The 21,701-nt window shown below is 61.5% G+C and carries 18 protein-coding genes; 2 read left to right on the top strand and 16 right to left on the bottom strand.

Annotated elements, in window-relative coordinates; translation table 11 throughout:
- Positions 1-5: 5 nt before the first annotated feature.
- From AC25BC_RS08405 to AC25BC_RS08350, 12 genes are all read right to left on the bottom strand, one after another.
- Positions 6-659, bottom strand: coding sequence for a protein-L-isoaspartate(D-aspartate) O-methyltransferase (locus AC25BC_RS08405; RefSeq protein ID WP_012757244.1), 654 nt, complete (start codon positions 657-659; stop codon positions 6-8).
- A complete protein-coding gene (gene surE, locus AC25BC_RS08400; RefSeq protein WP_012757243.1) occupies positions 656-1,429 on the bottom strand; it encodes a 5'/3'-nucleotidase SurE in 774 nt (257 codons plus the stop codon). Before surE ends, AC25BC_RS08405 begins: the two co-directional genes overlap by 4 nt.
- Positions 1,430-1,433: 4 nt before the next feature.
- On the bottom strand, positions 1,434-2,717 hold the full coding sequence (gene serS, locus AC25BC_RS08395) for a serine--tRNA ligase (RefSeq protein ID WP_012757242.1): 1,284 nt from the start codon (positions 2,715-2,717) through the stop codon (positions 1,434-1,436).
- A gap of 199 nt (positions 2,718-2,916) precedes the next feature.
- The gene (gene tatC / locus AC25BC_RS08390; RefSeq protein WP_012757241.1) at positions 2,917-3,744 is read right to left on the bottom strand and encodes a twin-arginine translocase subunit TatC; all 828 of its coding nucleotides are present in this window, start codon (positions 3,742-3,744) and stop codon (positions 2,917-2,919) included.
- Positions 3,741-4,352, bottom strand: coding sequence for a Sec-independent protein translocase protein TatB (gene tatB / locus AC25BC_RS08385; protein ID WP_113547010.1), 612 nt, complete (start codon positions 4,350-4,352; stop codon positions 3,741-3,743). Before tatB ends, tatC begins: the two co-directional genes overlap by 4 nt.
- Positions 4,353-4,403: 51 nt before the next feature.
- Entirely contained in the window at positions 4,404-4,595 is a 192-nt protein-coding gene (locus AC25BC_RS08380; RefSeq protein WP_012483600.1) for a twin-arginine translocase TatA/TatE family subunit, read from the bottom strand.
- 185 nt (positions 4,596-4,780) lie between these two features.
- On the bottom strand, positions 4,781-5,497 hold the full coding sequence (gene scpB, locus AC25BC_RS08375) for an SMC-Scp complex subunit ScpB (protein WP_012757238.1): 717 nt from the start codon (positions 5,495-5,497) through the stop codon (positions 4,781-4,783).
- Complete coding sequence (locus AC25BC_RS08370; RefSeq protein WP_113547012.1) at positions 5,494-6,351, bottom strand: segregation and condensation protein A; 858 nt, start codon at positions 6,349-6,351, stop codon at positions 5,494-5,496. Before AC25BC_RS08370 ends, scpB begins: the two co-directional genes overlap by 4 nt.
- Positions 6,352-6,369: 18 nt before the next feature.
- Entirely contained in the window at positions 6,370-7,383 is a 1,014-nt protein-coding gene (gene nagZ / locus AC25BC_RS08365; RefSeq protein WP_128439358.1) for a beta-N-acetylhexosaminidase, read from the bottom strand.
- A 386-nt stretch (positions 7,384-7,769) separates the two neighbouring features.
- Complete coding sequence (locus tag AC25BC_RS08360) at positions 7,770-11,051, bottom strand: SPOR domain-containing protein (protein ID WP_206642390.1); 3,282 nt, start codon at positions 11,049-11,051, stop codon at positions 7,770-7,772.
- A gap of 62 nt (positions 11,052-11,113) precedes the next feature.
- On the bottom strand, positions 11,114-12,871 hold the full coding sequence (gene argS / locus AC25BC_RS08355; protein WP_017993771.1) for an arginine--tRNA ligase: 1,758 nt from the start codon (positions 12,869-12,871) through the stop codon (positions 11,114-11,116).
- A 65-nt stretch (positions 12,872-12,936) separates the two neighbouring features.
- The gene (locus AC25BC_RS08350) at positions 12,937-14,154 is read right to left on the bottom strand and encodes a deoxyguanosinetriphosphate triphosphohydrolase (protein WP_012757233.1); all 1,218 of its coding nucleotides are present in this window, start codon (positions 14,152-14,154) and stop codon (positions 12,937-12,939) included.
- A gap of 222 nt (positions 14,155-14,376) precedes the next feature.
- On the opposite strand from AC25BC_RS08350, the gene erpA reads away from it, so the two are divergent.
- A complete protein-coding gene (gene erpA, locus AC25BC_RS08345) occupies positions 14,377-14,709 on the top strand; it encodes an iron-sulfur cluster insertion protein ErpA (RefSeq protein WP_012757232.1) in 333 nt (110 codons plus the stop codon).
- Positions 14,710-14,834: 125 nt separating this feature from the next.
- Positions 14,835-15,626 carry an exodeoxyribonuclease III gene (gene xth / locus AC25BC_RS08340; RefSeq protein ID WP_012757231.1) on the top strand — a complete coding sequence of 264 codons (792 nt, stop codon included), beginning with the start codon at positions 14,835-14,837 and terminating at the stop codon, positions 15,624-15,626.
- A 16-nt stretch (positions 15,627-15,642) separates the two neighbouring features.
- On the opposite strand, the gene exoR is transcribed toward xth, so the two are convergent.
- From exoR to AC25BC_RS08320, 4 genes are all read right to left on the bottom strand, one after another.
- Positions 15,643-16,446, bottom strand: a complete 804-nt coding sequence (gene exoR, locus AC25BC_RS08335; RefSeq protein WP_128439356.1) for an exopolysaccharide production regulator ExoR — start codon at positions 16,444-16,446, stop codon at positions 15,643-15,645.
- 19 nt (positions 16,447-16,465) lie between these two features.
- Entirely contained in the window at positions 16,466-17,077 is a 612-nt protein-coding gene (locus AC25BC_RS08330; protein WP_244432252.1) for a hypothetical protein, read from the bottom strand.
- A gap of 86 nt (positions 17,078-17,163) precedes the next feature.
- Complete coding sequence (locus AC25BC_RS08325) at positions 17,164-18,438, bottom strand: OmpP1/FadL family transporter (RefSeq protein WP_012757229.1); 1,275 nt, start codon at positions 18,436-18,438, stop codon at positions 17,164-17,166.
- A 397-nt stretch (positions 18,439-18,835) separates the two neighbouring features.
- Positions 18,836-21,679: a valine--tRNA ligase gene (locus tag AC25BC_RS08320; protein WP_012757228.1), complete on the bottom strand. Its 2,844-nt coding sequence runs from the start codon at positions 21,677-21,679 to the stop codon at positions 18,836-18,838.
- Between the last annotated feature and the right edge of the window lie 22 nt (positions 21,680-21,701).

Raw genomic sequence — 21,701 nt, 5'->3', positions numbered from 1 at the left:
CACATCTACAGCAGCGAGGCAAGGCGCGGAACGATCGGCAGATAGGGAGCGTCGAACAGTTCCTCGCGTTCGAAACGGCTACCGGTTTTCGTCAGCCGCACCATGCGACACTCGTTCTCGGAAATCATCAGCGGCGCGATCATCGAGCCGCCGGAAACGAGCTGGTCGGTATAAAAGCGCGGCATCGCGTTGAAAGCGGCCGTCACCAGGATGCGATCGAAGGTCCCCTCTCCCTGCATGCCGGCGCTGCCGTCGGCCTGACGGATGACGACGCTGCGCAAACCAAGCGATTCCATGCGCCGCTGCGCTGCCGTCGTCAGCGTCTTGTAGCGGTCGATGGACAGGACACGCTCGGCCAGGCGGCCCATCACGGCGGCGGTAAAGCCGCTTCCGGTGCCGATCTCCAGGACGCGCTGGCCGGGCTTGAGCTTCAGGTGATGCAGGATGCGGACGGCAAAATCGATGCCTTCGAGAAAGGAGCCGCATTCGATCGGGATCGTCCGGCTCGAATAGGCGTCGTCGGCAAATTGCGGCGGCACGAACAGCGAGCGCTGCGTCTGCTCGACTGCCGTCAGCAGATCGAGATCGGAGATGCCTTCGGCACGCAATCTGAGGACGAGCGCAGCAAAGCCCTCCTTCTCCGCCAGTCTTGCCGTCAAACTTGTGCTCCGTATCCCAAGGCCCGCGCCACGCGGTCCGTCACGGAATAATCGGTCAGATCCAGTTTCAAAGGCGTTACCGAAATCTTATTATGCTTCAGGGCGTGAATATCGGTGCCTTCGACGAAGGCGCCGGCGCGTTCGCCGAACTTCAGCCAGTAGTAAGGAAATCCCCGGCCGTCGGAGCGGGCATCGACCTGCAGATTGAAGGCGAGCTTGCCCTGCATGGTCACCTCGGCACCGTCGACTTCGTCGGGACGGCAGTTCGGGAAGTTGAGATTGAGGAACGTGCCATCCGGCAGGTCCAGGACCATCAGCTTTTCCAGAAGAGCCGGCGCATGCGTCTCGCAGACCTCCCAGGGCACGATGCGCGCGCCGTCCTCATAGAGATAGGCCTGGCTCAGCGCGAAGGAGCGCACGCCCTGCATGGTGCCCTCGATGGCGCCGGCGATCGTGCCGGAATAGGTCACGTCGTCGGCGACGTTCGAGCCTGAATTGACGCCGGACAGGACGAGATCCGGCTTGATGTCCATCACCTGCCTGATACCCATGATGACGCAATCGGTCGGCGTGCCGCGCAAGGCGAAATGCTTTTCGGAAATCTTGCGCAGCCTCAGAGGTTCGGAGAGGCTCAGCGAATGGGCAAGGCCGCTCTGGTCGGTCTCGGGCGCGACGATCCAGACATCGTCGGACAGCGTGCGCGCGATCCGCTCCAGCGCGGCAAGACCTTCGGCGTGAATGCCGTCGTCATTCGTAAGCAGGATGCGCATCGCCTCAGGCCGCCCGTTCGATTTTGGTCAATCCGCCCATATAAGGCAGCAAAACGTCCGGAATCGTGACGGAACCATCCTCATTCAGATAATTTTCAAGGACGGCGATCAGGCAGCGGCCGACGGCAGTGCCGGAACCATTCAGCGTGTGCACGAACTTGTTGTTCTTATCTTCCTTGCCGCGGTAGCGCGCATTCATCCGCCGGCCCTGAAAATCGCCGCAGACCGAGCAGGACGAGATTTCACGGAAGGCATTCTGCCCCGGCAGCCAGACTTCGAGATCGTAAGTCTTGCGCGAGCCGAAACCCATGTCGCCGGTGCAAAGCGTCATGGTGCGGAAATGCAGGCCGAGGCGCTTCAGCACTTCCTCGGCGCAGGCGGTCATGCGCTCATGCTCGGCAACGGCGCTCTCGGCATCGGTGATCGAGACGAGCTCGCATTTCCAGAACTGATGCTGGCGCAGCATGCCGCGCGTATCGCGGCCGGCCGAGCCCGCTTCCGAGCGGAAGGACGGCGTCAATGCGGTAAAGCGGAGCGGCAGCTTTTCCTGATCGAGGATCTCTTCGCGCACGAGATTGGTCAGCGTCACCTCGGCCGTCGGGATCAACCAGCGTCCATCAGTCGTCCTGAAGAGATCGTCGGCGAATTTCGGCAGCTGGGCGGTGCCATAAACGGCCTCGTCGCGCACCATCAGCGGCGAGCTGACTTCGCTATACCCGTGCTCGCTCGTGTGGAGATCGATCATGAACTGGCCGAGCGCGCGCTCGAGCCTGGCGAGCGGCCCGGTCAGAACCGTGAAGCGCGAGCCGGAGAGCTTGGCGGCGCGCTCGAAATCCATATAACCGAGCGCCTCGCCGATTTCGAAGTGCTCCTTCGGCGCGTGGTTCCAGCGCGGCTTTTCGCCGACGGTGCGGGTGACGACATTGTCATGCTCGTCCTTGCCGACAGGGACGTCGTCGAAAGGTATATTCGGGATGCGCGAGAGCGCGTCGTTGAGTTCGGCCGTCAGCTGCCGGTCCTCTTCCTCGATCGCCGGCAGCAGGGTCTTCAGTTCAGAGACCTCCGCCTTCAGCTTCTCGGCAAGCTCGCCATTCTTCTGGGCCATCGCCGCACCGATCTCTTTGGAGGCGAGGTTGCGGCGGGACAGCAAGTCCTGTGCCTTCTGCACGGCAGAGCGGCGCTTTTCATCGAGAGCAACGAGACTTTGGGCCAGAGGCTCCGCGCCGCGCTTGGCAAGGGCGGCATCGAGCGCTTCGGGATTCTCACGGATCCATTTGATATCGAGCATCGTCGTTCCAGGTCGTTGCAACAGAGGTGACCCGGCCAAAGCCAGATCGGGCCTCGACCGGATGTTACAGCGCCGCGCGACTTTTCAGACGCACAAGGGACACTGTAACACTTTGAATTGCTGCATAATTCCTTAAACCGATTCCGATTTAAGGACTAAGCAGTCGACGGCGTTCATGAAGGGATTTCGAGATCGCAGCTCAGACGCTGTCCGTCTTGGCAACATCTGCGGATCCGGTTTCCTTTTCGACCGCCTGCCGGGCACGCTGGCGCTCCACGAGTCGCGCCGCATGGATGGAAATCTCGTAGAGAAGGATCGTCGGTATCGCAAGGCCGATCTGGGACATCGGATCCGGCGGCGTCAGCACGGCGGCCACGACAAAGGCGAGCACGATGGCAAACTTGCGCTTTTCGGCGAGCCATTGCGACGTCAGAAGACCGACACGGGCGAGCAGCGTAGTGACGACGGGAAGCTGGAAGACGAGGCCGAAGGAGAAGACCAGCGTCATGATCAGGCTCAGATATTCCGAGACCTTCGGCATCAGCGAGATGGCCACCTCGTCATGACCCGGCGCCTGCTGCATCGACAGGAAGAACCACATGACCATCGGCGTGAAGAAGAAATAGACGAGCGCGCCGCCCATCAGGAACAGCACCGGCGAGGCGATCAGGAACGGCAGGAAAGCCTGGCGCTCGTTCTTGTAGAGACCCGGCGCCACGAACTTGTAGACCTGGGCGGCAATGATCGGGAAAGCGACCACAAGGCCGCCGAACATCGCCACCTTGACCTGGGTGAAGAAGAATTCCTGCGGCGCGGTATAGATGAGCTGGGCTTTCTCGACGTCAAGATGCGCCCAAATTACGGCTGTCTTGTAGGGAATGACCAGATAGTTGAAGAGATGCTTGGCAAAAAAGAAGCATGCGATGAAGGCGACGAAAAACGCGCCGATCGACCACATCAGCCGCCTGCGCAGCTCCATCAGGTGCTCGATCAACGGCTGCGGCTTATCTTCGGTATCACCGCTCATGCCTCGTCCTTCTTTGTCTGCGCCGGCGTCTTCGGCGTTGCAGGCTTCCTGGCTGCCGTCGTGCGCTTCGGTTTTTCCACAGGCATGGCAATAGCGGCCGCAGAATCGACCTTGTCGGCAGCCTTGACGAGCGGCTTGCGCACGGCCTTCGGCTTGGCGGCAACCATATCGGCCTGCACGATCGCTGCTGCGACCGGTTCCGACGGCGCAGGTGTCGCGACCAATGGCGGCGTTTCCGGCAGGCTCATCGACGGCGTCGGGGCTGCGACAGCATCGGGCGGCACCTCGGTCTTGTTTTCCGTGACGGTGGTCGACTTCTGCAGGTCGGCCTTGATCTCGTTGCCCATCTGGCGAAGCGGGTTCATCGCCTCGCGCAGGCTGTTGACCGGGTTCAGTTTCTGGGCGTCGCTGATCGTCTGGCGGACATCGTCAAGCTCGGCTTCGCGCAACGCTTCATCGAACTGCGCGCGGAAATCGCCCGCCACCTTGCGGGCACGCTGCGTCATCTTGCCGAAAGCGCGCAGCATCGGCGGCAAATCCTTGGGACCGACGACCACGATCAGTACGACCGCGATGACCAAAAGCTCGGTCCAACCAATATCGAACATGCAAGGCTCCTGGACGGGAAGCGCGGGGGCTGCGCTTTTTCCCGGACTTGGTTACTTCGTTTCGTCGGCCTTGTGATCGACGGTCTTTGCCGTGTCGGGCGCGTCGTCGTCCGTCATGCCCTTCTTGAAGCTCTTGATGCCCTTGGCAACGTCGCCCATCAGCTCCGGGATCTTGCCGCGACCGAACAACAACAGCACGATGACCAGAACGATCAACCAGTGCCACATGCTAAAAGAACCCATCATTACGCTAACTCCCTGTTTCTATGTTCCCACGATGTGGGGATTTCCCACATCATTTCCAACATCAAGCTCTTTGAACTGAGCTTAATGTCACGGTATCGCCCTTTGTGACAAGCCATTGACCCGCCGAAAAGTGCTGGCTCCATTGTTTTCGCCATGCATGGCAAAAGCAAGACGCAAGCCCCTCAATCTTCGGAGGTGCCGCGTGGCGCCAGCAACCCCAGTTCCTCGAGGTCCATCTGGGTGATCGGGTCTTCGTCCTCGGTCAGTTCGTCGTTCATCAACGGCGAGGGAATATTGAAGTTTGCCGGAATGCGGCCCGACAGCAAGCCCGCTCCCTTCAACTCTTCGAGACCAGGCAGGTCACGCAGCTCTTCGAGACCGAAATGGTCGAGGAAATCGCGTGTCGTGCCCAATGTCACCGGCCGGCCCGGTGTGCGGCGGCGGCCACGGAACCGCACCCAGCCGGCTTCCATCAGCACGTCGAGCGTGCCGCGCGAGGTCTGGACACCGCGGATATCCTCGATTTCAGCACGTGTCACGGGCTGGTGATAGGCGATGATCGCCAGCACTTCCAGTGCGGCGCGCGACAGCTTCTTCACCTCATTGTCATCACGGCGGATGACGAAGGACAGGTCGGCGGCGGTACGGAAGGCCCAGGCGCCTTCGACCTGCAGGAGATTGACGCCCCGCGGCGCATATTGCTCCTTCAGGCGCAGCATGATCGCATGCACGTCGGTCTTCTCAGGCAGGCGCTCGGCGAGGAAGGCTTCGGAGACCGGCTGCGAGGAGGCGAAGACCAGCGCCTCGGCGATACGCTCGGCCTCGATCTCGGCCTGCAGGTCGCGGCCCCTGTCTTCGTAATTGTCCTCGAAATCCTCTTCGCTCTTCGGATCGATCAAGCCGGCTGCTCCTGTTCGACCACTTGCAGCGTGGCATGTTTGGGACCGCGGCGCATGTATATCGGCTGAAAGGCGCCGTCCTGGCGGATTTCGAGCTTGCCCTCGCGCACCAGCTCCAGCGAGGCGGCAAAGGCGCTGGCGATTGCCGTGACGCGTTCCTCGGGCGCTGCGAGATACCGCAGCAGATAATGCTCCATCGCCGTCCAGTCAGCGACCTCGCCGATCATCTTGGTCAGCAGTTCGCGGGCATCGGTCAGCGACCAGACGGTGCGCCGCTCGATCGTTACCTGGGTGACGGCATGGCGCTGGCGTAGTGCCGCATAGGCGGTCAAGAGATCGTAGAGGCTCGCCGCATAAGCGGATTGCTGCCGGTCGGGAATATGCTCGGGCGCACCGCGCACGAAGATATCGCGGCCGAGGCGGTTGCGGTTGATGAGGCCGTCTGCCGCTTGGCGCATGGCTTCGAGGCGTTTCAGGCGGAAGGCAAGCGTGGCCGCCAGCTCCTCGCCGGAAGGGCCGTCATCCTTGATCTGCTGGGGAATGAGCAGCTTCGACTTGAGGTAGGCAAGCCAGGCTGCCATGACGAGGTAATCGGCGGCGAGCTCGATGCGGATCCGCCGGGCGCTTTCGATGAACAGCAGATATTGCTCGGCGAGCGCCAGCACCGAAATGCGCGACAGGTCGACCTTCTGGTTGCGGGCGAGATAGAGCAACAGGTCGAGCGGACCTTCGAAGCCGGCGACGTCGATCACCAGCGCCGGCTCGTGGGTAGCGCGCTCGGCAGCGTTATCCTGCCACAACTTGTCCATCGGCGTTGCCGCCTGCGGACGTTCCGTGCCCTTGACCGTGTTCACCTAGCTGCTCCCTTACGATCAGACCGTCGCAAACATCGCTTCGAATTCCGCCCTCAATTCCGCTTCATCTGAAGTATCCGCCGCCGCGAATCCTGCTTCCACCGCTTTTGCGCGGGCAAGCGATATGCCGGCGAGCGGCGGAACATTTGCCACGACATCTAGCATCTCGTCCATATTGCCGTTGCAATGCAGCACAATATCGCATCCGCCTGCAATGATATTCGCCGCGCGTTCACCGATCGTGCCGGAAAGAGCGTTCATCGAGCTGTCGTCGGAGAGCAGCAGACCGTTAAAGCCGATGTGCTTGCGGATGATGCCGTCGATCACCTTGCGCGAGCACGTCGCCGGATTGTCCGGGTCGATGGCGGTGAAGACGAGATGGCAGGTCATTGCCATCAACTCGTCCTTCATCGCGACAAAAGGCGGAAAATCATGGAGCTCCAGCTCGTCGCGCGAGACGGTGACAACAGGCAGTTCCAGATGTGAATCGGCAAAGCCGCGACCATGGCCGGGCATATGTTTCATGACAGGTAACAGGCCGCCGGCCTTCAGCCCCTCGGCAGCCGCCCTTCCCATCGCGATGACGGTTTCGGGATCGGCGCCATAGGCGCGGTCGCCGATGACGTTGCTGCTGCCCTCGACCGGCACATCCAGCACCGGCAGGCAATCGACATCGATGCCGAGGCTCGAAAGGTCGAAGGCGTGCAGCCGCGACATCAGCCAGGCGGCGCGGAGGCCGAGCGTGCGATCGCGGCGATAGAGATCGCCGAGCGCCTGGCCGGAAGGATAACGCGCCAGCACGGGTGGACGGATGCGCTGGACGCGGCCGCCCTCCTGGTCGATCAGCACCGGCGCATGCCAGCCGACACTATCGCGCAGTTCGGCGACGAGATCGGCGACCTGCCGCGCTTCGGAGATGTTGCGCCCGAAGAGGATGAAGCCCCAGGGTCGTTCGCCCCGGTAAAAGGCCTTCTCTTCGGATGTGAGGGCAAGGCCGCTGCAGCCAAGGATCGTCGCTTTTGATTCGGTCATATTCGAATCTTAGAGCCTTTCCTGGCCAGCTTGAAGCATTCTGTTGGCTCAAACGGAGTCGGATGGTCGACCGGCCGGCGCGCGTCGTAGCCAGGCTCTACGGCCAAGCCGGCCGGTCGATCAGCCGGCCCGTTTCAGCCAACCCGAAGGGCCGGGCATCTTTACGCCAGGATCAGAGGCGATCGGCTCGGACGTACCAAGAGGTATGCCCTTCGCTAATCGCCTCTGCCCCGACGAAAACCTGCTCCGGCAGAATGCTTCAATCTGACCAGGAAAGGCTCTAGACGGCGCCCGGCCAAATGCGAGCAAGGTCGGGCGCGATGCACAAAAAAGAGCGGCGGACCGATCCGGCCCGCCGCTCTTATATTCTATTCAAAAAAACCGATCTACTTGGAGATCAGGCAGCTTCCGCCCGCCGCGCGATACTGTTCGCAGAGTGCTGCGGCCTCGTCCTTGGAACCGGCCGGAATGCGGACACGGTAGAAAGTGCCCTTGCCGGCGATATCGGCCCTGCGGATCTCGTGGCTGCGGCCGCCAAGCACGCTGGCGAATTTCTTCGACAGGTTGGCATAGGATTTGGTCGCCTCGTCTTCCGAAGGCAGCGAGGCGATCTGGATGCCGTAGCCGCCGGCGGATGCGGCCTGCTGCTGCGGCTTTGCGGCGACCGGTGCTGCGGCCGCGACCTCAGTCGTTTTCGGCTGCTGTGCGGGCTTTGGCTGCTGTGTGGTGGGGCGGACATTGCCCTTCTCGGTCACGGTACCGACGACGTTGACAGGCTGGTCAACCGGACGGGCGGTCGGGATTGGAGCGGTATCGGCAGTGGCCGAGGTCTTGACCGGGCGCACAGGCGGAGCGACCGGAGCGGGATTTTCGGCCTGCGTGTCAGCACTGCCGGCGAGCGGCGCCTGTACCGGCGCGGTTTCGACGGGGGCTGCAGAACGCGCATCGGCTGAAGCTACCTCGGCTCTTGCCGGGAAGCTTGCGGCCGTTCCACCGACGGGAGGCACAGGCGGGGTCGATTGCGCGGACGGGGTCGACAGAGCCGTCAACGGCGGCTGAGCCGGCGGCATCGCCTGGGCAGACTGGGTCGCCTGGGCAGACTGCGTCGCCTGGGCAGACTGCGTCGCCGGAGCAGACGGTGTCGGCTGGTCGACGGGCGCTGGTTCTTCGCGGGCAACCAACGTACCGTCAGGCTTGACGATCATCGTGCGGACCTTGCGCGGCGAAACGGACGGCGTCTTGTCGGCGTCGGTTGCCGAAGCGTTGTCGGCATTGTCCTGGGTTGGCAAGAGACGCGGATCCTCCGTCTCACCGACCGCAGTCGGCGTGACCTGATCGTCGGCACTGGCGTTCTCATCGTCTTCAGGCAGCGATTCCGGTGTCAGCGTGCGCTGGACGACATCGACGGGCGCCTCGTCGGAAGAAACGAGCGCCTTCTGCTTCGGCTCTTCGGCAGAACCCGCAACGCGGTCGTAGACCGCCTTATCCTGGTTCGGCACGGTCTTGCCGCCAGGATTTTCCGGAACGACCTTGACCGGCTCCTTGTCGGCAGTGATCACGCGCGGCTCGCCGGACGCGACAATGCCGAGCCCCTCGCCGTTCCAGACGGAGGAATAGACGCCATAACCGACGCCTGCGAAGACCACGAGCACGACGGCCCCGGCGAGCAGCCGGCGCATCGACCGGGCGCGGCTGAAATCAGCCGCCTGGCTTGCCGATTCGATGCGAACCTCGGAGGTCTCGCGGCGCTCGACCGGCTCACGCACGCTGCGGCGGAAATCCTCCTCCAGCGCCCGTTCGAAATCATCGAGGCCATCGGCGATGGTGGGCTTGACCGGCTTTGCAGCAGCGGCGGCCGTATCCCGGACCGGTGCCGGCGTTTGCCGCGGCTTGGCCGGCTCAAAGAAGCTGGCGATCTCGGCGTCGAGATCGAAATCGAAATCCGCAGACTTCGCGACCGGTGCGGGCTGCTCGACGGGCGGCAGCGCCGGCACGTGCATGTCGTCGACGGCCTCGGGACGATCCTCCGGATCGGAGATCATCGCCGGATCGAATGGCAGGTCTTCGGTCGAGTCGGAGACAGACGCCCAGTTGAAAGCCGGAGCCGGAGCTGGAGCCTGCGGTTCGGGAACGAAGGCCGCAGCGGCCCGTGCAGGAGCGGCAGCAGCCTGCTCAAAGGCAGGAGCCGGCGGCTCAGGAGCAAAAACGGGAGCGGGCCGAGGAGCGACGGCCGCGGCCTGCTGGGGAGCAGGGGCTGGCGGCTCAGGCTGCGGTGCCGGCTCGGACGGCTCGGAGAAATCGAGATCGGTGAGTTCCAGCTCGATGCCGGCAAGATCCAGTTCGAAATCATGGCCGGCGAAGGGGTCGTCGGCTTCCGGTACCGGCTGCGGCGCCGGCGAATATGCCGTTGCGGCAGGCTGGGGCGTAACGACCTCGGCAAGCTGCGGCGCGACCGGTCTTGCGGCTTCGGCATAGACCGTTGCCGGCTCGACCGGAGCAGGCCGGACGGGTGCCGCGGCGAGCGGCGGGGGCGCAATCACCTCGGACTGAACAGGTTCGGCGGCCACAGGGGCGGCAGGAACGGGCGCTGCCTCGATCGATGCGGGCTGCGGCGAGACGGGCGCCGGATTGGCACGTTGCGGTACCGGATAACGCGAGACGTCGGCGAGCAGATCGTCGAGATCGAACGTGCCGGCGGTGTGCGGAACATCAGGCACGACCTCGGTCAGCGCGGCATCGGCCTGGATCTCGCCTTCGACGGCGGCGGCGATGAGATCGAAACCGGCGTCGGACCCGAAATCCTCCAGCTCTTCCTCGACTTCGACGAATTCTTCGGCCTCGGCGGTCTCTTCCGGCGCGATCACCTCATCATGGCGATCGAGCTCGGCGGGAAAGCCAAGTGACGGCGAAGCGGATTCGAATTCCTCGGAAGGCTCGACAGCGGCGACAAGCGCCGGCGGCTCGATGACAGATTGAGGCTCGACTACAGGAAGATCGGCGGACGGTGCTTCAGCAACCGGTGCCGCGACCGTTTCGGCCACAGGTTCCGGCAAAACAACCGGTTCCTCGCGCTTCGGAGCATGGAAATTGGCAAGCGGCAGCCTGATGCTGGCAGCCGACCATTGCGGCGCCTTGGTGGGCTGCGCCAGCGAAGAGACGGGTGCTGCGCCGATCGACAGCTCAAGCTCCTCGATCAGGTCGCGCGCACCGCCGAAGGCCGATTGCACCGACGCATCGGGCTCGGGAGAAAGCTGCTCCGCCCAGTCGGCGACAGATGCGTCGCCATTGCCTGCGGCGGGCAAAGCTGCTTCTTCAGCCTCAAAGGCGGCGACGGAAGCCGAAACCGGCTCAGGAGCCTCCGCATGTTCGGCAGCGGGAGAAGCATCGAGAACGGGCTCGACGTAATCTTCAGGCGTGAGATCATCAGAGATCGGCTCGGCCGGCCGATCGAGCTCTGCGAGCGGACGTGGCGAATCGTAGCGGTCGAACTCGCGCCCAAGCTCGTCTTCGAGATCGAGGGCGGGCTCGCGGCGTGCGGTCTCAGTCACCGTATTCGCTGCAACACGCGGCTCGAAGCCGACGATCCGGGCAAGTTCAGCCAACGGATCATCGTCGGCAAACAGGTCGTTTTTTCCGCGCGTATCATACGCAAGTTGTTTATCAGCCATGCTTATTCCCACTCGCAAACGCCAACGCTCAAATGCCAGCGCATTGTGGGGAAATGGTGACGTTATCGCATTTCGTCCGGTGCGGCAGTGCCTGTAATGGCGAGTCCCGACTTCAAAACCGACGCGACGGCGTACACCAGCCCAAGTCTGGCAATACTTGATTCTCGGTTTTTATCATTAACAAATCGTAATTCCGGCTGATCTTTACCTTTGTTCCAGTGCGCGTGGAAGGAACTGGCGACGTCGTAGAGGTAAAAAGCGACGCGATGCGGCTCCTGCGACTGGGCCGCCGCCTCAACGATACGCGGGAATTCAGCAAGCTTGGCGACGAGCTGCAATTCGGCCGGATCGCCAATGCCTGCAACGGTTTTCGCGAGATTTTCCGGCGAAACATCAAGGTCGGCAAAGGCCTCCCTCGCCTGCCGGAAGACCGACATACAGCGAGCATGCGCATACTGCACGTAAAAAACAGGATTATCTTTCGACTGTTCGGTCACCTTGGCGAAATCGAAGTCGAGCGGCTCGGAATTCTTGCGGTAAAGCATCATGAACCGGACCGAATCACGGCCGACTTCTTCGACGACGTCCCGAAGCGTAACGAAATCGCCCGAGCGTTTCGACATCTTCACCGGCTCGCCGTTGCGGTAGAGCTTGACGAGCTGGCAGAGCAGGACCGTCAGCTTCGCCTGACCATCCGAAACGCCGCGTGCAACCGCTTCCAGGCGCTTGACGTAGCCGCCATGGTCGGCGCCAAGCACATAGATCATCTCGTCGAAACCACGGTCGAACTTGTTCTTGAAGTAGGCGACGTCGGCGGCGAAATAGGTGTAGGAGCCGTCCGACTTGATCAGCGGCCGGTCGATATCGTCGCCCACCTCGGTCGAACGGAACAGTGTCTGTTCGCGATCTTCCCAATCCTCGGGAAGCTGGCCCTTCGGCGGCGGCAGCGTGCCCTTGTAGACATAGCCCTTGAAGGTCAGGTCGTTGATCGCCGTGCGGATCGCGGCCGCACCATTCGCATGCAGGGTGCGTTCGGAGAAAAAGACGTCGTGATGGACATTCAGCGCCGCCAGATCGTCGCGGATCATCACCATCATCGCGTCGATCGTGCGGTCCTTGACGATCGGCATCCATTGGTCTTCCGGCATGTTGTGCAGCCGCACGCCGTAATCGGCGGCAAGCGACTGACCAACGGGCACCAAATAGTCGCCGGGATAGAGACCCGAGGGGATTTCGCCGATCTTTTCGCCGAGCGCTTCGCGGTAGCGCAGGAAGACGGAACGGGCGAGCACGTCGATCTGCGAGCCGGCATCGTTGATGTAATATTCCTTCTCGACACCGTAACCGGCAAAAGCGAGCAGGTTGGCAAGCGCGTCGCCGACGACGGCGCCACGGCAATGGCCGACATGCATGGGGCCGGTCGGATTGGCCGAGACATATTCGACATTGACCTTCTTGCCCTTGCCGAGCGACGAGCGGCCGTAATCGGTGCCGGCGCCGATCATCGAGGCGAGCAGCCGCTGCCAGTAGCCGACGGCGAGACGGATGTTGATGAAGCCGGGACCCGCGACCGAGACATCGGCGACGTCAGCATCTTCCTTGAGCTTGGTGATGATGACGTCGGCCAGCGCGCGCGGGTTGGTTCCGAGCACTTTTGCCAGCACCATTGCGGCATTGGTCGCCACATCGCCATGGCTCGCGTCACGCGGCGGCTCGACGGTGATGCGGCCGAAATCGAGCTCAGATCGCTTTTCCCTGACCAGATCGATCTGTTCAAGGGCGGTTTTGATCCGGGCTTCGAAGTCGGTAAAAAGGTTCATCGCACTCTTCCATGCATAGGCTGTGCCAAAGGCTCAAATCGGCCCTCGGCGTGGGCGACCGCTGCCTATCGCAAATCCGGAGTGTGGTCAAACAACCGCCTATGGGCGCTGATCGCATAGGTATCGGTCATGCCGGCGAGATAATCGCCGACATGGCGGGCCTTCGGCGCATCGGCCAGGCCGGCGATATGATCTACCCAGTAATGGCTCTGCATCTCCTTGGGATTGGCCATGTAGGCGGCAAAGAGATCGGTGACGATCTGGGCGGCACCGGCGCGGATGCGCATGATATCGGGATTGCGGTAGATGCGTTTGAAGAGCATCGCCTTGATCTGCCTGTCGGTCTCGGCCATCCCCTCGGAAAAGGTGGCGATAACCTGGCCGGCAGCGCGGATGTCGGCAGCGCTCTCAGGGCGCAGCAGCGACAGGCGCTGCTGCGCGACGCCGATCACGTCTTCAACCATGCGGGTAATCTGGCGGCGCATGATCTCATGGGTGAAGCGGCTCGGCTCCAGATGCGGATATCGCGCCCTCACCTCGGCCATCAGCCCGGCAAGAAACGGGATTTCCTCCAGCATATCGAAAGTCAGGTAGCCGGAGCGCAGGCCGTCGTCGATATCGTGGGTATTGTAGGCGATGTCGTCGGCGATCGCCGCGACCTGGGCCTCAAGGCTGGCATAGGTTGCAAGCTCGAGATCGTGCAGCTCGCAATAATCGAGGATCGGCTGCGGCACGGGACCGCGCGTGCCTACTCCATCCGGCGTCAAAAGCGGGCCATTGTGCTTGACGAGACCTTCGAGGCTTTCCCATGTCAGGTTGATGCCGTCGAATTCGGCATAACGCCTCTCCAGTTTGGTCACGATGCGCAGCGATTGGGCATTGTGGTCGAAGCCGCCATAGGGCAGCAGCACTTCGTGCAGCGCGTCCTCGCCAGTATGACCGAACGGCGTATGGCCGAAATCGTGCACGAGCGCCACGCCTTCGGCCAGATCCTCGTCGAGCTTCAGGGCGCGGGCAAGCGCGCGAGCGATCTGCGCCACCTCGATCGTGTGCGTTAGCCGGGTTCGGTAATGATCGCCGTCCTGGGCGATGAAGACCTGGGTCTTGTGCTTCAGCCGGCGGAAGGCGGTGGTGTGGACGATGCGGTCGCGGTCGCGCTGGAAATCGGAGCGCGTCGGGCTACCGTCCTCCTGATAGAGCCGCCCGCGCGTCGTCCAGGGGTCGGCCGCAAAGACCGCCCTCTCACTGCTGCCGAAACCCAAAGCACGCGTATCGATCGTCATTCTTCACCGTCATCCTGCATGTTGCCGCATCTACCCATTGACGCCGCTTATCGCCCTTCATACCTATAGGTCGATGAAACGGCAAAGAGGCGCTTTCTTAACCGCTTCGGCGCATCATCGCCTTTTCGCGAATATCATGGTAAGTTTCTTTGATATCAGGCATTTGAACATTCAAGTGCCAAAACCCATTCTCTCCGGATCTTGACCCCGGCAGGAGGAAACATGACGGATACCAGTGTAACCCTTTCAGATGCCGCGGCAAAGCGTATCGCTGCGATCGTCGGCGCTGAAACCGGCAAGAGCGCCTTGCGCGTTTCCGTCGAAGGCGGCGGCTGTTCGGGCTTTTCCTACAAGTTCGATCTTGCCGACGGTGCCGGCGACGACGACATCATCGTCGAAAAGAACGATGCAAAGGTGCTGATCGACAGCCTTTCGCTCGTCTACATGGCGGGCTCGGAGATCGACTTCGTCGACAATCTGCTTGGCCAGTCCTTCCAGATCAAGAACCCGAATGCGGTGGCAAGCTGCGGCTGCGGCACCAGTTTCTCGATCTGAATATCTGAACGCACGGCATTGTCCCCATCGAACCGGCCGAAGTTTTGCTTCCGGCCGGTTTATCGTCTTGTCCGCCGGCGAAAGACCGCGATAAAAGAAGCGCACGCAGCGAACAGGGCGAAGAGATGAAGATCGCGACTTGGAACATCAACGGCGTCAAGGCGCGCATCGACAATCTCACGCAATGGCTGAAGGATTCCGATCCGGATATCGTCTGCCTGCAGGAGATCAAGACGGTCGACGAAGGTTTCCCGCGGCTGGAGATCGAGGCGCTTGGGTATCACGTCGAGACGCACGGCCAGAAGGGCTTCAATGGCGTCGCGATTCTCTCCAAAAATTCACCTTTCGAAGTGAACCGCGGCCTTCCCGGCGATCCGCTGGACGAACAGGCGCGTTTCCTCGAAGCGGCGTTCACCCTGTCCGACACGCGAATCCTGCGCGTCTGCTGCCTCTACCTGCCGAACGGCAATCCTGTCGAAACGGAGAAATATCCTTACAAGCTCGCCTGGATGGAGCGCCTGCGGACGTTCGCCGCCGAACGGCTGGCCTATGAAGAGATGCTGGTTCTTGCCGGCGATTACAATGTCATCCCGGAACCGCACGACTGCTTCGATCCCAAGGTCTGGGAAAACGATGCACTGTTTCTGCCGCAGACACGGGAGGCGTTCCGCAGGCTCGAAAATCTCGGCCTGACGGATGCGCTGCGCGCCACGACGGATGCGACGCAGCTCTATTCCTTCTGGGATTATCAGGCCGGCGCCTGGCCGAAGAATAATGGCATCCGCATCGACCATCTGCTGCTGTCGCCAGAAGCTGCCGACAGGATGACGTCAGCTGCGATCGAAAAACATGTGCGGGCCTGGGAAAAGCCGTCCGACCACGTGCCTGTCATCGCCTATTTCGATTTCGCGGGCTGAAGCCTTCCGCCTCACCTCAGTCGTCGGTACCGCTCGCGATGGTGTGCGACAGCGATACCGCCGTGCGGCGGTCGGCCTCGTTGGCAACCGAGAAGGCCTGTTCCTGCAGCGCTTCCATCCAGCCGCAGTCCTTGGGCTTGCAACGGTCGAGTGCTGCCGTCATCAGCGCCAGACCGCGGGCCGTCTGGCCTTCGTCGAAAAGAATATTGCCGAAGACCGCCATGGCGCCGGGATGGCCGCTCTTGCGGGCCTGGTTCAGCCATTTCTTCGCCTGCTGCGGGCTGGCATTGCCGCCCTCTCCGGCCAGCATCATCTGCGCCAGCTGAAACTGCGCCTCGGGGACACCAAAGGTGGAAGCCACCTGAAAATAAAGCTGGCGCGCCTGGCCGAGGTCGATCCTGACCGGACTGTCGGCAATGCCGTGCTTGTAATAGCTGGCGAGCGAGAGCAGCGCGTTGACGAAGAAGCCCGTGTCTTCCGAACCGGGTTCGACGCCCTGCTGGGCGATCTCGCTGTAGATCTTGAAGGCTTCGAAATCATCCTGCGTGACACCGTCGCCATCGGCATACATGTTGGCGAGCGCCCAGCGCGAGCCGGTGTGGCCCTTTTCGGCGGCGTATTTATAGGCTTCGACCGCCTCTTCCTTCTGTCCGTTCTTATAGGCCTTGAAGCCGAACTTGAAGAGGTCGAAGGGTCCGGATTCCTTGCTGACGCCACCTTTAATGTCGAATGCGCGGCATGGACCGGACAGCGCCAGCGCTACGGCTATCGACATGCCCATCAGCATGAATTTGAAAAGTTTGAACTCGGACGTCACCATTTCAACCGATTTCTTTCGTTCATCCCAGGCAGGCGGCAACGGCGCTCATGCCGTGCATCCCGCGGATGTATTCCTTCGAGGCGAGCGATCCCGCGGCGAGCTCCATGGCTCCTTTGCCCGCGTCGCATCCAGCCCACTGGCCTTTTCTCAAAGGCGGTATTCTCAGCACATCCTTCCGAACCACCCGGCTCCCGGCATGGCTCGACTGCAATCTCCGTGGCATTCGTTCGGCAGGCGCGGCATCCGCCTTCCCGCCTTTGTCGTATTCGTAAACAGAAAATGTGACGAAACCGGTATCGACATGTCCGGCGCAGCCGGGCTGCTCATCCGAGCGGGTCAAAAATAACGACAATGCATGGATCGACGACTTCATCGCGAGGCTGGATCGGCAGCCCGAACAGCCTTGTTCGGAAAGCGAAACGACCGCAATCAAACGACTGTCGCCAATCGCGCCGTACGACCTGGTGTTACCGGAAAAAAATCGACCCATACTACTATTTACACGCACCGCATGCCTGCCATCACCTCGCCCGCAAATAGCGCTGCGCCCTCTTTGTGGCGGGAAATGGACAAATTCGCCCCACCACCACCATACGCCAAACGTCGTAAAAATGTGTTGCTGAATCGTCACAAATCAGGACGCCGTTTGACTTGCGAACTGCCCAAAGAAAAGCCCGGCAATTGCCGGGCTCTCAGACTTCTACTTGGGTCGCAGGATCAGAACTTGACCTTTACGCTGGTGGAAAGGGCTGCAAGCAGATCGTCGCCAAAGGAATAGGAGACGTCGTTGCCGTAGGTCCGGCCATTATAGACGTAGGTGCCGGATTCTCCGCCGGTCATGATGCCGAGCGCGCCGGCCAGACGCCATTCGACATTCTCCACCGGGGTATAAGAAACACCTGCACCGAGCGTCCATGTGTCGGTCTGGGCGCCGTAGCCCTGGCTCGTGCCGCGATCCCAAGTCAGGCTGAGGGCGCCGGCCCATTGCTCGTTGAATTTGTGGCCGACGCCGCCGCTGACCGTCCAACCGTCGCGATAGAAGAGATCGAGCGAGGTGAGCTGGCTGCTGGCGGAGCAGGCGACGACGCCCTTAGTGGCCTTCGGGCAGAAGGCGATCGACTGCAGCACGCTCCAGTTCGTCCACTTGACCGAACCGAAGGCGAGCCAATCGGGCGCAATGCCGCTCTGCAACTTGAGCTCGACGGAATCCGGCGCCTCGGCCGAGCCGTAGACCGGCGTCACGACGCCGAGGTAGGGATTGGTGGGACTGACGGCCTTCGGCACCTCTGTCAGGTCGACCGTGCCGGTGAGATCGTCATACTTGACCTTGCTGTTATAGACCAGGCTGGCGCGGAAGGCATATTCCTCGATTTCGTAGGCGATGCCCGCCCGCCATCCCATGGCCTGGTCGGCAAGGTCGAGACGACCGGTGCCGTCATAGACCAGCGCGGCCGCCCCTGTGATCGGCGCGACGAGGCGTGTCTTGAAACCATCGACCGTCTGATAGAAGCCGCCGCCGATCAGGCGGAGCTGGCCGGGGCCCATATCGAAACGATAGGAGCAGGTGGCGCCGTAGTTGCGGGTGCTGATCTTGGTTTCGATGTTGTCGTTGACGCCCAGCCAGTCAGCGCCGGGATTGGTATGTGCACCGAAGGGTGTCGAAAAATCGCCCATGCAGTCGATGGAGTCGCCGAGACCAACCTTCACCCCGAGATAGGGGACCCAGTAATCCTCGGTATCATCCGCCGTGGTCGAGCCGCCGCCAATGCCGTTGGTGCCGAGGCCATCGGTGGCATCGGTGTCCTTGACGTTTTTCAGCTTGCGCTGTGGCATGACATAGGTCGCGCCGGACTGGACGGCGAACCTCGAATTGTCGAAGAGAAGGTCGATATTATATCCGCCGCGCTCCAGACCACCGGCGAAGGACGGCGATGCAAGCGACGAAAGAAGAACGAGCGATGTTATGCCCTTGGAAAACCTACGAGATGCCATTGTGTCTCCCCCACTCCAGCAATTGATGTGACCCCACTCTAGTAAGTGTTCGCGTGATATGGCAACGCGCCCTACGGCAGCGCTCCCAGGCATTGCAGTGGCTAACTTACGTAAAGAAATTGACGGACACGTCAAAAAACCTGGTTAATAAAATTTTATTCCAGACCTGTCGAATTTCAGGTGGGCTTTTGGGTTTTCATTCCAAACATTGCAGAGGATGTATCAATCCGACAACAGTGGCAGTTTTCGCCCTCTGGAGGTTCGCATGAGAGCAATCCACAGGATGAATGCTGAAAAAGCGCCGTTTCATGCGCGAACCGCACGAATCACAACAAAAAAAGACGCGCCGGCAGAGGGCGCGTCTTTGAAATAACTTACCAAAAAGGATCGGCGAAACTTACCCGGCTTCGCTTACCCTGGAAAGAGCGATCCCCAGGCTTGCGATCTGCCCCTTCAGTTCCTCGAGACGATCGCGCTCGGCCTCGACCACTTCAGGATTGGCGTTGGCGACGAACTTCTCGTTGGAGAGTTTGCCGTCTATGCGGGAGATCTCGCCCTCCATCTTGGCAATCGCCTTTTCCAAACGAGCCTTTTCGGCGGAAAGGTCGATCAGATTGCCGAGCGGCAGGCAGATGGTGGCCTCGGCGATGACGATCTGAGCGGCACCCTTCGGCGCATCGTCAGCCAGCGATATCGCCTCGACGCGCGCAAGGCGCTTGATGGCGGCGTCGTGGCGGAACAGCCTTTCACGCGTCAGGTTGTTGGCCTTGACGACGACGAGCGGGGCTGTCGCCGATGGCGGCACGTTCATCTCAGCACGCACCGAGCGGATGCCGGAAACGAGGTCGATCAGCCAGTTGATCTCGTCGGCGGCCCCGTCATCGGCGTAGGACGGCGCCGGCCATTCGGCGTGGCAGACCAATGTGTCGCGCTCTTTGCCTTCGCCTGCCGTATGGGCCCAAAGCTCTTCGGTCATGAAGGGCATGAAGGGATGCAGCAGCTTGTAGATCTCTTCGAGAATATAAGCGCTGCAGGCCTGGGCTTCGGCCTTGGCGCCCTCGTCCTCACCATTGAAGACCGGCTTCAACAGTTCGAGATACCAGTCGCAGACCTCGTTCCAAACGAAGCGGTAGAGCGCGCCGGCAGCATCATTGAAGCGGAAGGCTTCGAGCGCTTCCGTAACGTCACGTTCCGTACGGGCAAGTTCCGTCAGGATCCAGCGGTTGATGGTGAGCTCGGCGGCTTCGGGCACGAAATGCGGATCGCTCTTCGCGCCGTTCATCTCGGCGAAGCGTGTGGCGTTCCAGAGCTTGGTGCCGAAATTGCGGTAGCCGGCGATGCGGGCCGGATCGAGCTTCACGTCGCGGCCCTGCGCCGCCATGATCGCCAGGGTGAACCGCAGCGCGTCGGCGCCGTATTCGTCGATCAGTTCCAAGGGATCGATGACGTTGCCCTTCGATTTCGACATCTTCTGCCCATTCTTGTCGCGCACCAGCGCGTGGACATAGACGGTCTCGAAGGGCTCGACGGGTTCGCCATCCTCATCCTTCATAAGGTGCAGGCCCATCATCATCATGCGCGCGACCCAGAAGAAGATGATGTCGAAGCCGGTGACGAGAACGTTGGTCGGGTAATAACGCGCCAGCTCCGGCGTCTCGTCCGGCCAGCCGAGCGTCGAGAAAGGCCAGAGTGCTGAGGAGAACCAGGTGTCGAGCACGTCCTCGTCACGCGTCAGGATTTCGCCCGGCTTGAAGTTTTCGAGCAGGTCCTCGACATAGGCCTTCATCGGCCCCTCATGCGAGAGGTAGTGCTGGATCGCCGCCTGCAGCGCCTCTTCCTCGGTCTTTTCGACGAAGACCTGGCCGTCCGGGCCGTACCAGGCGGGAATCTGATGCCCCCACCAGAGCTGGCGGGAGACGCACCAGGGCTGGATATTTTCCATCCATTCGTAATAGGTCTTGTCCCAGCTCTTCGGCACCATCTTGGTGCGGCCCTCGCGGACCGAGGCGATCGCCGGCTCGGCGAGCGTCTTGGCATCGACATACCATTGTTCGGTCAGCCGCGGCTCGATCGGCACGCCACCGCGATCGCCGTGCGGGACCATATGCTTGTGCGGCTCGATCTTGTCGACGAGGCCCGCCTCTTCGAAAATCTCGACGATCACCTTGCGCGCATAGAAGCGGTCCTGCCCTTCCAGGCGGTCCCAGGCGCCGTGCAGCGCCGCCGGATTGTCGAGACCTTCGAGAAAGTCCTCATTGTCCTTGATGGTGATCGTGCCGTCGCCGGTCATGATATTGATGACGCGAAGACCTGCACGCTTGCCGACGTCGAAGTCGTTGAAATCGTGCGCGGGCGTTATCTTCACCGCGCCGGTGCCGGCAGCCGGATCGGCATAATCGTCGGCAACGATCGGAATTCTGCGACCGACGATCGGCAGAATGACATGCTTGCCGACAATGCCCTGATAGCGTTCGTCCTTCGGATTGACGGCAACACCGGTATCGCCCAGCATGGTCTCAGGTCGTGTCGTTGCGACGACCACATAATCGCGCGTCTCGAATTCGGTCGGCTTGCCTTCCTCATCAAATGCAATCGGATATTGGTAGGTTACGCCCTTTTCCAATGGATAGCGCAGGTGCCAGAGATTGCCCTTGACCTCGTGCTGCTCGACTTCGATATCGGAAATCGCCGTCAGCAGCTTCGGATCCCAATTGACCAGGCGATTGTCCTTGTAGATCAGACCTTCCTTGTAGAGCGTGACGAAAACTTCGATAACCGCCTTCGACAGGCCCTCGTCCATGGTGAAACGTTCGCGCGACCAATCGCATGACGCACCAAGACGCTTCAGCTGGTTGAAGATCAGGCCGCCCGATTCCGCCTTCCACTCCCAAATCTTGTCGATGAAGGCTTCGCGGCCCATGTCGCGGCGGCCCGGCAGTTGCTGTTCCATCAGCTTGCGCTCGACGACCATCTGCGTGGCGATGCCGGCGTGGTCCATGCCCGGCTGCCAGAGCACGTCCTTGCCGCGCATGCGCTCGAAGCGCACCAGGATGTCCTGCAGCGTGTTGTTCAGTGCGTGCCCCATGTGCAGCGAACCGGTGACATTCGGCGGCGGGATCACGATGGCGAAGGTCTCGGCCCCCGGTCTGGCGTTCGCGCCGGCGCGGAAAGCGTCCGCCTCATCCCATTTCGCGGCGATTTTCGGTTCGACGGCGGCGGAATCATAGGTCTTGTCGAGCATTTTCTGACCAATTTCGAAGTTC

Source organism: Rhizobium sp. WSM409 (assembly GCF_057653825.1).
The sequence above is the reverse complement of the archived record's forward strand: the minus strand, read 5'-3'. Positions and strand labels throughout refer to the sequence as shown.